This window comes from Pseudoxanthomonas sp. PXM01, from assembly GCF_014851815.1.
In the GTDB taxonomy this organism is placed as follows: Bacteria; Pseudomonadota; Gammaproteobacteria; order Xanthomonadales; family Xanthomonadaceae; genus Pseudoxanthomonas_A.
This window is the reverse complement of the sequence record NZ_JACVAJ010000001.1, coordinates 141935-156481: the sequence shown is the minus strand read 5'-3', so window position 1 is coordinate 156481 and position 14547 is coordinate 141935. Positions and strand designations below refer to the sequence as shown.

The 14547-nt window shown below is 67.5% G+C and carries 10 protein-coding genes; 1 reads left to right on the top strand and 9 read right to left on the bottom strand.

Annotation, left to right across the window (positions count from 1 at the left end; translation table 11 throughout):
* Positions 1 to 99: 99 nt before the first annotated feature.
* The 8 genes from IB230_RS00665 to IB230_RS00630 form a co-directional block, all read right to left on the bottom strand.
* Positions 100 to 1692 (bottom strand): serine hydrolase, encoded by a 1593-nt coding sequence (locus tag IB230_RS00665; protein WP_192267762.1) that lies wholly within the window; start codon positions 1690 to 1692, stop codon positions 100 to 102.
* Positions 1689 to 2819: a hypothetical protein gene (locus IB230_RS00660; protein ID WP_225589107.1), complete on the bottom strand. Its 1131-nt coding sequence runs from the start codon at positions 2817 to 2819 to the stop codon at positions 1689 to 1691. The genes IB230_RS00665 and IB230_RS00660 overlap by 4 nt, the downstream gene beginning before the upstream one ends.
* A 13-nt stretch (positions 2820 to 2832) precedes the next feature.
* The gene (locus IB230_RS00655; RefSeq protein WP_192267760.1) at positions 2833 to 3885 is read right to left on the bottom strand and encodes a DUF1611 domain-containing protein; all 1053 of its coding nucleotides are present in this window, start codon (positions 3883 to 3885) and stop codon (positions 2833 to 2835) included.
* A gap of 57 nt (positions 3886 to 3942) precedes the next feature.
* A complete protein-coding gene (locus IB230_RS00650; protein ID WP_192267759.1) occupies positions 3943 to 6303 on the bottom strand; it encodes a TonB-dependent receptor in 2361 nt (786 codons plus the stop codon).
* A 129-nt stretch (positions 6304 to 6432) separates the two neighbouring features.
* Positions 6433 to 8145: a D-aminoacylase gene (locus IB230_RS00645; RefSeq protein ID WP_192267758.1), complete on the bottom strand. Its 1713-nt coding sequence runs from the start codon at positions 8143 to 8145 to the stop codon at positions 6433 to 6435.
* A gap of 14 nt (positions 8146 to 8159) precedes the next feature.
* On the bottom strand, positions 8160 to 9434 hold the full coding sequence (locus IB230_RS00640) for a peptide MFS transporter (RefSeq protein WP_192267757.1): 1275 nt from the start codon (positions 9432 to 9434) through the stop codon (positions 8160 to 8162).
* Positions 9431 to 10432 (bottom strand): dipeptide epimerase, encoded by a 1002-nt coding sequence (locus IB230_RS00635; protein WP_343227237.1) that lies wholly within the window; start codon positions 10430 to 10432, stop codon positions 9431 to 9433. Before IB230_RS00635 ends, IB230_RS00640 begins: the two co-directional genes overlap by 4 nt.
* Positions 10433 to 10495: 63 nt before the next feature.
* Positions 10496 to 12520, bottom strand: coding sequence for a serine hydrolase domain-containing protein (locus tag IB230_RS00630; protein ID WP_192267755.1), 2025 nt, complete (start codon positions 12518 to 12520; stop codon positions 10496 to 10498).
* Between the two features lie 241 nt (positions 12521 to 12761).
* Between IB230_RS00630 and IB230_RS00625 the strand changes: the two genes are divergently transcribed.
* Positions 12762 to 13478 (top strand): XRE family transcriptional regulator, encoded by a 717-nt coding sequence (locus tag IB230_RS00625; RefSeq protein WP_192267754.1) that lies wholly within the window; start codon positions 12762 to 12764, stop codon positions 13476 to 13478.
* Between the two features lie 80 nt (positions 13479 to 13558).
* Here IB230_RS00625 and IB230_RS00620 read toward each other — a convergent pair whose 3' ends face one another.
* Positions 13559 to 14494 carry a LysR family transcriptional regulator gene (locus tag IB230_RS00620; RefSeq protein ID WP_192267753.1) on the bottom strand — a complete coding sequence of 312 codons (936 nt, stop codon included), beginning with the start codon at positions 14492 to 14494 and terminating at the stop codon, positions 13559 to 13561.
* Positions 14495 to 14547 lie beyond the last annotated feature (53 nt).

Here is a 14547-nt window from a genome sequence, read left to right as displayed (position 1 = left end):
GGCACGGCTACCTGCGCAACGCGGTCACCGTTCCGCATGCCGGCAAGAGGCCGCCACCTGCACCCACCGCGTCACACGCGCTGGAGGCATCCGCTCGGATCAGGGCCCCGAGGCCTCGAAAAGAAGGTCGTGATAGTCGTAGCTGAAATCCGCCAACGGCGACACCGCCTTCATCGTGATGCGCCGTGCGCGCCCATCGGCGTCGAGCGAAAACGTCATGTAGGCCGGCTCGACCGAGGCATCGTCCCAGTCCACGCGGAACGTGTCGTACTGCCAGTGGCTCAGCGTGCCCGCCATGTTGGGCGTCTGCCGGAAGTCGACGCGCAGCTTGCCTGCATGCTCGGCGATGGTGATCGGGCCGTACCACGCGTCCCTGTAGTCGCCGGCATAACCGGCGGGCTTCAGGGAGGGTCGCGAGGCGGCGTTGCGCGTGGCGCCCTTCATGCCCTGCAGCGCTTCCAACCCGCCCGCCAGCCGCGCCTGGTTCCAGGTGGAGAACGCCCCGACCCAGTCGCGCGCCTCGAAGCCCAGGTAGTGGTCGAGCAGTTCGTAGCCCAGGCCACGCATCACCTCGACGTCCTCCGAATTGATCTGCAGCGCGATGCCGAGGTTGCGCTCTGGCACCAGCACGACGAAGGCGAGGACACCGAATACCGCGCCGCCGTGCTGCACCACCTTGACACCACGGTAGTCCTGCACGTTCCAGCCATAGCCATAGCCGGAGAACTGCGGCGTCATGTCGGTGATCGGCGCCGGATACGGTCGGATCGGAATCGTCACCTGCGGCGTCCACATGGCATGCGCGGACGCTTCACTGTAGATGCGCCCCTTGCCGTCGGGCAGCGCGCCGAGCGCGAGTTGCGCCTGCACCCAGCGCGCGAAGTCCTTCGCGCTCCACGACAGGCCACCGGCCGGCGCACCCACCTGGCCCAGGCCTTCGCGTTCCGGCAGCACCTGCTGCGGACCCAGGCCGCGCAGGCGTGCGTCGAGCCGCGCATGCGGCTGCACGCGGTTCGGGTTGGCGAAACGGTCCTCCTCGTCGCTGACGGCGGTCGTCATGCCGAGCGGCTGGAAGATGCGCGTGCGCACGAAGTCCTCCCATGGCTGCCCGCTGACCTGGGCCACCAGTTCGCCGGCCACGATGTACAGGATGTTGTCGTAGGCATAGCCGCTGCGAAAGCTGGTGGCCGGCTTGATGTGCCGCAAGGCACGCACGATGTCCGCGCGACTGCGCGACGTGCGCGGAATGAACAGCAGGTCGCCCGCCCCGAGGCCAAGGCCGCTCCGGTGCAGCAGCAGGTCGGCGACGGTCATCTCGCGCGTGACCCAGGCGTCGTACATGCGGAAATCCGGCAGGTGGTCGGCCACCTTGGCGTCCCACGACAGCTTGCCGTCGTCGATCAGGATGGCGAGAGCCGCCGCGGTCACCGCCTTGCCGGTGGATCCGGTCGGGAAGATCGTGTCCGCATCCACCGGCTCGCTACCGCCCAGCCGACGCACGCCATAGCCTTTCGCATGCACGATCCGGCCGTCCTTGACGATCGAGATCGCCATCCCCGGCACGTCGCGCGAACGCATGGCCTGCTCGACCCGAGCGTCGAATCCTGCGGGCACCTGCGCGTGCGAAGGTGTCGCCGCGCACAGCCATGCCATCAGGACGGCGGCGAACGCCGTTTTCAGGGAAACGTTCATGGACGATCTCCGGACAGGGTGGGCGCCGGCATGGCGACAGCAGCAGGACCGCGCCACAGCCGCCAGGCACCGACCGTCAACAGCGGCAGGACGTAGACCGCAAGGAACAGATAGGCCAGCCCGCGGTAGCCCTGGGCGATCAACGCCACCAGGCCGACGCGGTCGGCGATGAAGATCGAACCGACCAGCAGCACGCTGGCGATGGCCAGGCGCACACGCTTGCCAAGACGGCTGCTGCGACGGCTGTGCCACGCGTGCGCGATCCGTTCGTTGGCGGCATGCACCACGGCCGTTCCGCTTTCCAGCAACGCACTGAAGATCATCAACTGGAACAGCACATGGAAAACCGGCATGTCGAGCTGGCGCAGGATAAAGTCCGACGGCAGGGCTTCGTCACCGATCTGCGGGTACCACGCCAACATGCACAGGAAGAACAGCAGCCCCGGCAGCATCGCCAGCGGCCCGGACAGCACGCCCGCGATCACCGCATCGCGCCTGTCGATGAAATGCCGCACCAGCGGCAGCACGATCACCGCGCCGACGATGTTGTAGCCGGCGTAGGTCAGCCCGCCCTGCAGCCAGCCCGTGGTCGGCAGCGGCGTGGACAGCGTGGCGAGTGCGCGGTCGCCGAAGCCGGCCAGCACGATCAGTACGAACGCGGCATAGATGCCGTAGAGGAACACCGATACCCACTTGAACAACGCTTCGACGGTGTCGTTGCCGTAGGCGGCGAAGGCGCCGATGCCCATCATCAGCAACAGCGTACCCACCAGCTTCGGCCAGCCCAGCAATGCCGCGAAGATCTCGCCGGCAGCCGCGCCGAACACCGCCAGGATCAGCACCATGAACACCAGGTACGCCAGTTCGAACACGAACGCGAAGCGCCCGAGCAGGACGGCGAAGAAGCTGCGGTAGTCGACGCTTCGGGTCGCATGCGCCAGCGTGAAGGTCAGCGCGCAGACCAGGCTCCAGCACGCCATCGCTGCTAGGATCGCCAGCATTCCGCCCTGCGGACCACTGGGAATGAAGTATTCCGCCAGTTCCCGGCCGGTCGCGTAGCCGCCGCCGATCACCGCCGCCTTGAAGGCGAGCCCGGGCAGGATCCAGCGCTGGAACCGCGTCGGCATGGCGCTCATCGGTTCAACGTACGCCACGCGCCAGGCAGGCGTCGACCAGTGCGGTGAATGCATCGCCTCCGCGGATCGGATCGGCGACCGGCAGGCCGAGGCGATCCGCCATCGCCGCGAGGACGTGGCCGGCAGCCTCGGCCTCGAGCCGGGCGGTGTTGACGCTGATGCCCGCGCAACGGATGGCGGGATTGGTGCGGGCGCCCAGCGTCAATGCGAGCGCGACGGTGTCCTCGATCGACGGCAGCGGATAGTGTGGATAACCGAGCACACGCTCGCGGCCGTACTCATGGCAGACCACGATCACGTCCGGCTGGCTGCCGTGCAGCAACGCCAGCGAGACGCCTGCGTAGGCTGGGTGCGAGAGCGAGCCCTGCCCTTCGATGACGTCCCAGTGCCCGGCCGCCGCATCGGGCGACAGCGTCTCGGCGGCACCGGCGGCGAAATCGGCCACCACCGCATCCATCGGGACGCCAGCGCCGGCGATCAGGATCCCGGTCTGGCCGGTGGCACGGAAGTCGGCATCGACGCCACGCGCCCGGAATGCGCGCGTGAGCGCCAGTGCCGTGTACTTCTTGCCGAGTGCGCAATCGGTACCCACGGTCAGCAGGCGATTGCCGGTGCGCTTGGCGCCGCTGGCAACGGGAATGTGGGCGGGCGGATCGCGCACGTCGATCAGGCGCCTGCCCAGCGCACGCGCGGCGTTGCGCAACGGCTCGATGCCCGACAGCCGCATGTGCATGCCGCCGATCAGGTCCAGGCCCGACTCCAGCGCCTGGATCAGCAACGGGATCCAGGTCGCCGGAATGCGTCCGCCCGGATTGGCGACACCGATGACCATCGCGCGTGCGCCCGCCTGCCGGGCCTGTGCCGGCGACAGGAACGGCAATCCCGTCGTGACCGCGACCGTGTCGCAGGCGAATTCGCCCACACAGCGCTCGCGCGCCCAGTCGCGCAGGCCGAACGCGGTCTTCGCATAGCTGGGTTCGACGGTATCGCCGAGGAACAGCAGGTACGGCTGCGGAAGCATGTCGGCGTCGAGCGACGACGGAACGGCGGTCTGCATGCGCGGTGCCCGGATCCGGGGAGGACGACGCCACCCGCTCGCGCGGGCGGCGCATGGTCAGAAGCGGAAATCGATTTCCAGACCGAAGCTGCGTGGCTGGATCGGTACCCCGGCCAGGTGCGACCGCGTGCCGGTCAGTGCGCCGTCCATCGGCGCCAGGGTCGACCACGCCTTCTCGCCGGTGACGTTGTTGGCGTAGGCACGCAGCTCCCAGTTGCCCTTGCCGATGCCGGCGTACAGGTCGAGAGCACGGTAGCTGCGCAGCTGCAGCGGCGCCGTGATGTCGTCCGGCACCAGCAGCGTGTCCGGCTCACCCGGTGCGGTGACGCGTTGCCGCTCGGTGGTGTCGTTGACGCGCTTCCCCACGCCGCGCAGCGCGGCACCCACCTGCCCGCTGACGCCGCCCGCCGTCGAGAATGCGTACTCGGCTGTCGCCGTCCAGGACAGCTTCGGCGAGTACGGCATGCGATCGCCGGCGAGGCCCGTCCACAGGATCACGTCGAACGCGGGGTCTCCGTCCTCGTCGTATTGCGGGATCACCGTCGGCTCGAAATCGTTCTTGATGCTCGCATCGGTGTAGGCCGCATTCAGACCCAGCGTCAGCGCATCCGTCACGCGGAACTGCGAAGACAGTTCCACACCTTCGCTGGTGGCCTCGCCGCCATTGACCAGACCGCCGACGCCGTTGAACGAAGACGCCACCTGGATGTCCTCCCAGTCGATCCGGAACGCCGAGAGGTCCAACGTCACGCGACGGTCGGCGAACTGCGATTTCAGGCCGATCTCGTAGCTGTCGAGCATCGACGAGTCGACCTGCGGCGGCATGCCGGCCAGCGCCACGTTCGGACCGCCCGGTTGATAACCGGTCGCCACGCGCGCATAGACCATGACGTCGTCCGAGAACCGGTACTGCGGGCTGAGGCTCCAGGTGAACACGTCCTCGCTGGAGTCGCCGGGCGTTTCGCCGATCGGCGCCAGGATGCCCGTGGGCACGTTCTGGCTGAACCACTGGTCGTTGCGTGCCTGGCGCAGGCCCGCATCGATCTTGAAGCGCTCGCCGAACCGCCATGAGCCGTTGGCGAACAGCGCGTATTCCTTGTAGGTGCTGGGCAGGTTGATGATCGCCAGCGTGCCGAACATGTCGTCGTACGGCGCCGGCAATGGCGTGCCATCCCGTTGGCCCAGCCATGCGAACTGGCTCTGCAGCGCATCCTCCTTGGTGTAGAACGCGCCGACCATCCATTCGAAGGTACCGCCGCCCTTCGACTGCAGGCGGAACTCCTGCGTGACCTTCTCCATGTCGAAGCTGTAGCGCACGAAAGAGCTGCCCGGCTCGGGCAGCCCCAGCAGACCGTCCGCGACTTCGCCGAACTGCACGGTCGAATCGATCTGGTCGAGGGTATCGGTCTGCGACCAGCCGGTCCCCGAAATGAAATTGCCCCAGCCCAGCTCCCAATCCAGGCCGAGCGAGACCAGGGTCAGCTCCTTCGAGAACGGGCGCGGCTGCCAGGCCAGGTCGTCGTCATCGCCGAACAGCGGCTGCTGGGTGTCCGGATCCAGCGCCACGCCGGCGCGGTCGTCGCTGCGGATGCGCTGGTGCAGGACACCGAGATCCAGATCGACCTTATCGCCGTCCCACGACAGCGCCGTGCGCGCGCCGAGCTGACTGCCGCCGTTGATGTCCTCGCGCCCATCGACGGCGTTGTCGGTGAATGCCGCGATCTCGTTGCGCGCGAAGCTCATCCGCAAGCCGAGTCGGTCGTCCTTCAACGGCACGCTGGCGCCGAAGCGCAGGTTCAGCGCCTGGTCGCCGCCCTGCACGCTGCGCACACCCACACCCACGCGCGCCTCGGTCGTGGACAGCTCGGGCTCGCGGGTCACGTATTTGAGCAGGCCACCGATGGCGCCGGCACCATACAGCGTACCCTGCGGCCCGCGCAGCACCTCGACCCGGCTGACGTCGTAGGGCAGCAGATCGAGCATCAGCGTGCTCGCGCCCTGGTAGATGCCGCTGGAGCCCACCGGCACTTCATCGATGTAGGTGGCGACCGTGGCGCCCGACGACAGCGCGGCGACACCCCGCAGCGAGATGCGCGTCAGGCCGGGACTGCCGTCGTTCTGCACCTGCAGGCCGGGGATGAAGGCGGCGTAGTCCGATAGCGACACGGCACCGATGTTCTCCAGCTGCCGCTCGCCGATCACGCTGATCGACGCGCCGACGTCGCGGACGTTCTCCACGCGCTTGTTGGCGGTGACGACGACGGTATCGAGGTTGGTCGCGTCGGCGCTGGCGCCGTCAGGCTGCGTCGTGGCGGCATCCTGCGCCAGGGCCGGCGCGACGGAACACGCCAGTGCGCCGGCGATCGCCAGGGAGAGTTGCTTGCGGTACCACGGCCGTGCGGACTGGAACTGGGTCATGCCTGTTCTCCCGGGCGACTTAAAGGGTCTGCGGTGGTCTGGACGCCGCGCCGGCCCCCGGCCGGGTCATGCGACATCCTGATCAGGGATAATGATCCCAATCAGAGAATTGTCAATACAAACAGAGAATCATCGACGAGCGGTATCGTCGACCTTCCCTGTCCAACCGGGCCCGCGCACCACACGGCCCGGCGTCGCGCCGGTGTGTTCGCCCTGACGCAACACCTGCACACCGTTGACGAACACCTCGCTGACGCCTGTCGCGTACTGCTGCGGCCGGTCGTAGGTCGCGCGGTCGGCGATGGTCGCCGGATCGAACACCACGATGTCGGCGTAGCAGCCGGCCTGCAGGCAGCCGCGATCCTTGAGCTTCCAGTTCGCGGCCGGCAGGCCGGTCAGGCGATGGATGCCCTCCTCCAGCGGCATCAGCTTGCGGTCGCGCACGTAGTGGCCAAGGAAGCGCGCGACGTTGCCGTAGGCGCGCGGATGCGTGCTCGACTTGAGGAAGACGCCTTCCGGCGCCGACGACTCCGCATCCGATCCCAGGCTGACCCACGGCTGCTTCAGGCCGAGCTCGATGTTCTCTTCGCTCATCAGGAAGTAGGCGGTGCCGATGCGATGGTCGTCCTCGATGATCAGATCGATCGCCGTGTCCTCGACCGGCGTGCCGCGCTCACGTGCGATCGCCGCCAGCGTCTTGCCGCCGAGCGGCTTCAGCGCGTCGCTCTTGAACTCGATCAGCAACAGCCGCTCGTCCGAACCGGCGAGCAGGCGCAGGTTTTCCCAGGACACGTTGGGGTCGCGCATTTCGGCGATCACCCGTGCGCGGATCGCGGGATCCTTGAGACGCTGGATCATCGCGTCGTGCCCGCCGGCCTGCACCCACGGCGGCAGGCTGGCGGTCAGCCCGGTCGCACCGGCGGTGTAGACGTACATGTCGGCGCTGACCTGCAGGCCCGCGTCGCGCGCCGCGTTGATCCGGTCGATGGCCTGCTGCATCTTCGGCCAGTTCTTCTCGCCGGCGGCCTTCAGATGGTAGGCCTCGGCACGCTGGCCGGTGGCGCGGGCGATCGAGATCGTTTCATCGATGGCTTCCAGGAAGCGGTCCGCTTCGCTGCGCATGTGCGAGATGTAGCCGCCACCGGATTCACCGGCCGCCTTCGCCAACGCGATCAGTTCGTTCGTGTCGGCGAACGCGGCCGGCGGATAGATCAGCGAGCTGCCGACGCCCAGCGCACCTTCGCGCATCGCCTGCCGCACCACGTCCTGCATGCGCGCCAGTTGCTCGGGCGTGGGATCGACATCGTCCTCGCCCAGTTCGTGGATGCGCACGGTCGTCGCACCGACGAACGAGGCAATGTTCGGCGTGACGCCACGCTGCTGCAGGTGTTCGAGGTAGCCGCCCAGCGTGGTCCACGGGATGTCGTAGCGGATGTCGACCTGCTGCTTCAGCGCATCCGCCTTCATGCGCGGATTGACCGGCCCCATCGACCAGCCTTCGCCGAATATCTCCAGCGTCACGCCCTGCTTGGTATCGCTGATGCCACGGCCGTCCGCGATCAGCGACTCGGTCGCCCAGCTCAGCACGTTGATGAAACCCGGCGCGACCGCCATGCCCTTTGCGTCGAGCACCTGATCGGCCGCGGCCGCCTGGCCGGCCGGCAGCAGCGCGACGACACGATCGTCCTTCACCGCCACATCGACCCGCTGCGGTGCGCCGCCACTGCCGTCGTACACCACGCCGTTGCGGATCAGCAGGTCGTAGCGCTCGGCGGGTGCGGCCAGTGTCGAGCCGGAGGCGAAGAGCGCAAGGAACAGCAGGCGGGGCGTGAGTCGCGTCATGTCGGTTCTCCGGGTCAGTGCATTGAGCGGATCGGGCGGTCCAGCCGCCACAGCAGGATCGCGGCGACGATGGCCAGGCCCGCAAGCAGCAGGAAGAAGCCGGCATGGCTGGTCTTCGACCACAACGTGCCCACCAGGCCGGCCAGCAGGCTGCCACTGAAGACCGCCAGGAACCAGGACGCCACGGTGGTGGCACCCAGCCGCGGGGGCGCGAGCTTCGCGAACAGGCCGAGCCCTGTCGGCAGGATGTACAGCTCACCCAGCGTGAGCACGACGAAGAACACCACCAGCCATCCCCAGCCGATGCGCGCGTCGCCTGTCCACGCGCTCAGCGCCGCCAACATGACGTAGGCCACGGCGACGATCAGCGCGCCGATCGCCATCTTCAAGGCCGGCGACGTGTCGCGACCGGCATCCGCGCGACGCCGCCAGTGCAGCAGCAACAGCGGCGTCATGCTGATCACCAGCAACGGGTTGAGCGACTGGAACCACGTCATCGGAATGGTGAAGCCGGCGACGACGCGGTCCACGCCGGTGTCGATCAGCAACGGCAGCGTGTTGCCTACCTGCTCGTAAGCACCGCGGAAGATCGTGGCCGCGATGCCGACGCCGAGCAGCAGCCACCACACGGCGTAGGACGGCGTCGCGCGCGCGCCGGCGAGTCCGGCAGACGGAACCGCCAGCCGCGATGGCTCCGGCGGCAGGTACCGGCGACCGACGACGTAGATCATCAGTCCCAGGAACATGCCGATGCCGGCCGCACCGAAGCCGTAGTGCCATCCGTACAGCTCGCCGAGCGTGCCGCACACCAGCGGCGCGAGGAAGCCACCGATGTTCAGCCCGACGTAATAGACGTTGTAGGCGCGACCGCGACGCGGATCGTCGGCGGCGTAGAGATCGTTGATCTGGCTGGGCAGGCTGGGCAGGAACAGGCCATTGCCGAGCGCGATGGTCGCCAGCGCCACGTAGAACATCGGCTCGAACGCCATCACGAAGTGCCCGAAGGCCATGATGGTACCGCCGAGGATCACCGCGTTGCGCTTGCCGAGCCAGCGGTCCGCGATGGCGCCACCGATGATGGGCGTGAAGTACGCCATCGCCGTGTAGACGCCATAGATGAAGGACGCTTTCTCCTGTGCGAACAGCAGTTGCTTGGTCATGTAGTAGACCAGCAGCGTGCGCATGCCGTAGTAGGAAAACAGCTCCCACATGTTGGTCAGGAACAGGATGGTCAGCCCGCGGGGCTGGCCGAACCAGGTTTTCTCCTGCACGCCGACCGATGCATTCATGCGCTCGTCTTCGGCCCCCATACCTCGTCGCCGCAATGGATGAGCCCGTTTTCGTAGCGCACCGACGGCACGCGGTCGCGGACCAGGAAGACCGGGCCATCGAGGTCGACGACATCGCAGTACTGTCCCAGTACGAACGCCGGGGCCGCCGCCAGGCTGGTGCCGGCCATGTTGCCCACCATGACGCGCTTGCCGAGCTCGCGGGCGCGCCGCGCCATCATCAGGCCTTCGGTGAGGCCACCGCACTTGTCCAGCTTGATGTTGATGACGTCGAAGCGGTGATGCCATTCTTCCAGTTCGGCCAGATCGAGGATGCTCTCGTCGGCCGCGAACGGGAGTGCACGCTCGACGCCGTCCAGTTCGTTCTCGCTGCCGCGCGCGCACGGCTGTTCCAGCAGCGATACCCGCGCCTCGACCAGGACCGGCAGCAGCGACGGCAGCGTCGCACCGGTATAGCCCTGGTTGGCGTCGACGCCGATCCACGGGTCCGGACAGCGGGCCCGCACCGCGCGTACGCGCGCCGCGTCGAGCGTCGCGTCGCCGGTCAGCTTCAACTTCAATGCACGCGCCTGCGCATAGGCAGCGGCGCGCTCGGCCATCGTCCCGGGTTCGTCGGCCCCCACGGTGAATGTGGTCAGCAGCGGCGACACGCTCGGCAACCCCGCAAGCGACCACACCGGTTGTCCGCTGCGTTGCGATTCCAGTTCCCACAGCGCGCAGTCCAATGCATTGCGCGCACCACCCGGCGGGAGCAGCGAGCGCAGCGTGTCGCGGTCGAGGCCCGCTTCGATGCGCGGCCGCAACGCTTCCAGCGTCGCCAGCATCGTCTCGGGGTGGTCGTTGTTGTAGTAGACGCCGGCGGCCTCGCCGCGGCCGATGTGCGGGCCATCGCGCAGCGTCACCACCGTCGCCGGCATGGCCTCGAACACGTGCCCCGAGATGCGGAACGGCGCGGACAGCGGCAATGGTTCGTTGTGCAGCTGGAGTTCGACGGGCACGGCAGCCTCGCGCAGGAACAGGCCAAAAGACGGCCGACGGCGCATGCCGTCGGCCGCGGGAAGTCAGTAGTTCGCGCCGAACCCGATCACGTGGTGCGCGAAGCCGATCCACAGCAGGAACAGGCAGGCCAGCGCCAGCAGCAGTGCCCACAGCTTCGCCAGCCATTTACGACGGCCACGCAGCACATGCCACGCATTCCAGACCGCGATGCCGGCCCCGAGCGGCAGCGCGACGGTGGCGAACAGGCGCATCGCGATGATCAGGCCATCGCTGCCCGGACTGGTCATCTCCAGCTTGCTCAGCATGCCGACCACCAGGCCCAGCGCGGCGGCCGTCGCCAGCAGCGATAGCAGCGCGCCGATACGGACGAGGCGATGCGCACGCGCGTCGATGCCATCCAGTGCATAGCGCACGCCGTAGTAGCGGCGCACCAGCGCCGACACCGGCCACGCGATCACCGTCAACAGCAGCACCGCCAGACTGGCGACCAGCAGCGGCATCGACAGCGCGCGCCAGGCCGACAGGCGCTCGAACACCATGATCGGCGCGTACGGCTCCATGCTGAAGCGCGTCACCTTGCCATCGACGACGTCAGCCGCAAGGCGATCGGTGCTGCTGGTGTCCTGCCACACGTACGGCGCGATCTCGCGCCACTTCTTCGGCGCGCCGCCGACGCCCATGGCGGCGGTCACGCTGATGGTGCCGTCTTCGTTGGCGACCACCTTGATCGGACCCAGCAGGTTGGCCAGCGACACGAAATTGGTATCGGGACGGCGGCTGCTGGTATAGGTACCGGCAAGTTGCGCGGCGTGCACCGTGGCATCTTCCTTCGACACGCCCACCGGCTTGGCCGGCGTGCCAGGCAGGTAGCGGTCGGCGAAGCCGCGCGACAGCGCGTAGCGGATGTGGCCGGTCGCGCCATCGCGGCCGGAACTGTTCATCGAGACGAACAGGCCGATGCCGTCGTCCAGGAACAGCTGCAGGTCGCTATGGAACCACTGCGTGTCGCCGCCGTGCGAGATCGCGCGATGGCCGTTCACCGTGGTCTCGTAGAAGCCAAGCATCATCCGGTTCAGTGGTCCGACCGAGGCCTGTCCGGTCGAATGCATCTTCTCCGCGGTCGCCGCATCGAGGATGCGCGCGTCGCCGAATGCGCCGTCCTGCAGGTGCGCGATCATGAAGCGCGCCATGTCCGACCCCGTCGCCGCCAGGCTGCCTGCGGGCGACAGGCTGATGAACTCGTAGTCCTTGGGCTCGCCTTCCGACGCTTTCGAGTACCCCTTCGACATGCCCTCCAGCAGCGCCGGCGCCAGCGGCTGACGGAAGCTTGAGTGGTTCATCCCGAGTGGCTTGAAGATGTGGCCGTCGAGGTAGTCATCGAACGACTGCCCCGACACGCGCTCGACGATGTAGCCGGCCAGCGCAGTGGCGTAGTTCGAGTACGCCGGCGTGGCGCCCGGCACATGGATGCGTTCCGGCGTCCAGTGCTTCAGCGCATCGCCGAGCGACGTGATCTCGTCCTGCTTCGCGGTGATCAGGCCGCGGATCTGCTCTTCCATGCCGGTGGTGTGCGTCATCACCTGGCGCAGCGTCACCGGCTTGCCGTCGCGGGCGGGAATCTTGAAATCGATGTACTGGTTTACGTCCGCATCGAGGTCGAGCTTGCCGGCCTGCACCAGCTGCATCACCGCGGTCCAGGTGAACAGCTTGGACACCGAGCCCGGCCGGAACAGCGTGGCATCCGGATCGACCGGTGTGCGCTTGGCGAGGTCGGCGTAGCCGTAGCCCTTCTGCACCAGCACCTGCCCATCCTTCACCACCACGACCACGGCACCGGCGATGTCGCCGTTGGCCAAGGCATAAGGCAGGAAGCCATCGAGCCAGGCACCGACATCCTCACGGGTGAGGACCGGCACGCCTGCAGGCGTCGACGGCGTCTCCGTGGTGGCGGACACGCCGTTGTCCGGCGCCGCGGCAACGGGCGCAGGCGGTATCGCCGTGGGGGACGTGGCGTCCTGGGCCAGCAACGGCAAGGACACCAGGGCGGTCAGCATGGCGCCGCACAGGATCTGATGAATCGCACGCATCGAACGATCTCCCGACTGGAACGAGGGAACGGAGGGCCGGTCCGCGCCCGACGGCGCGCTGGCAGATGTATCCTGATTCGGCGATAATGATCCTAATCAGAGAATTGTCAACCCGTGCCGAACGTCAGGCGCCGGCAGCGCTTGAACCGCTCGCCCCTTCCCGCGACCCTGCCGGAAGGCGATCATGCCGCCGTGCTGGATACGCCAGCAGAAGCATCGGGTCCCAGGAGATCCCGCAAGGATGACGTCACAACACCCCACCATCGGCGGCCTGCTGCGCTCCCTGCGCGCGCGCAAGGGATGGACGCTCAAGCAGATGAGCGAGCACGCGGGTATCCCGCTTTCGACGCTGTCTAAAGTCGAGCACGACCGCCTCACGCTGACCTACGACAAGCTGCTGCAACTGGCGCAGCGCCTGCAGCTGCGGATGTCGGAACTGTTCGCCGAGGACGTGGAGAACGTGGAACCGCCGGTGACCGCACGCCGCAGCATCGGGCGGATCGAGGACGCTATCCGCGTCACCACGCCCAACTACGACTACTTCTACCTGTGCCCGGAACTGCGCCGGAAGCGCATGATCCCGGTACTGACCCGCGTGCGCGCGAAGACGATCGAGGAGTTCGGCGAACTGGTCCACCACTCCGGCGAGGAATACATCCATGTCCTCGAAGGACGCATGGAAGTCCATACCGAGTTCTACGACCCGATCGTGCTCGAGACCGGCCAGTCGGTCTACATCGACTCCAACATGGGCCACGCGTACATCGCGGCCGAGGGCTGCGACGAAGTCTTGCTGCTCGGCGTCTGCTCCAGCTCGGACGAGCAGTTGCTGGAATCCCTGATGACGCTGCACGGCGAAGAGAGCGCCGCACAGCAGCGCAAGGCGAAAGAACCCGCGGCGCCCGCTACCCGCGCCGCGAAGGCCACGGGAAGGAAAGCACCGGCGAAAGCGAAGTAGCGACCGACCGTCGGGAATGCTTGCCACGAAGACGCGGTCGCGCCGGAGCAGGCCGCCAGCCGCCCCATCGCTGTAGACGACTATCCGGAACTTGAAGACGTTGCAGGATCTTCATTGCCGAGGTCGCGGTCCAACAGGCAGTCGATGAAGGCGCGCAGCGCCGGCAGCATGTAGCGGCGACTCGAGTAGTAGAGGTAGAGGCCGGGCACTGTCGGTGACCAGTCGGCAAGGACGCGCTTCAGGCGTCCGTCACGCAGGGCCTCGGCGATGTCGTCGTCGTTGTATGCGTAGAGGATGCCGAGTCCCTGCAGCGCGGCGGGCACGATGATGTCCTGGTGGTTCGAGATCACCTTGCCCTCGCCGAAAACCTCGACCGTCTTGCCCTTCTTCGCGAACGGCCAGCCCGCGATCTTGCCGCTGCCGGGGAAGCGCCAGTTGATACAGGCGTGGCGGTCCAGATCCGCAGGCGTCTTCGGTTCGCCATGCCGCTCGAGATACCCGGGCGAGGCCACGGCCAACAGCTCGATGTCCGGCGTCAGCCGCACCGCCACCATGTCCTTCTGCAGGCGACCGCCCACGCGGATGCCGGCATCGAAGCCTTCGCCGGCGATATCGCTCAGCGCATCGTCGATCACGATGTCGAGCACGACGTCGGGGTTCGCCTTCGCGAACCTTCCGAGTCGCGGCGCGAGCACGCGCCTGGCCGCCATGCTCAGCGTGTTGATGCGCAGCGTGCCGGCGGCGCGCGCGCTCGTGCCCACCGCCTGCGCCACCGCCTCGTCCATGTCGCGCAGCATCGGCGCCAGGCGCTCGTGCAATCGGCGGCCCGGTTCGGTCGGCGACACGCTGCGCGTGGTCCGGTTCAACAGACGCACCCCCAGCCGCGATTCCAGTTGACGGATGGTCTGGCTGAGCGCGGACCGCGACAGCCCCAGGTGATCGGCGGCGCGGGCGAAGCTGGCCCGGTCGACGATGGCCACGAAGGCCTTCAGTTCCGCGAATTCTGCGCCGCGCATTGTATACGGATTCCTGCATAGCCTGATCGGATCATAGGTGATTCTCTTACCCG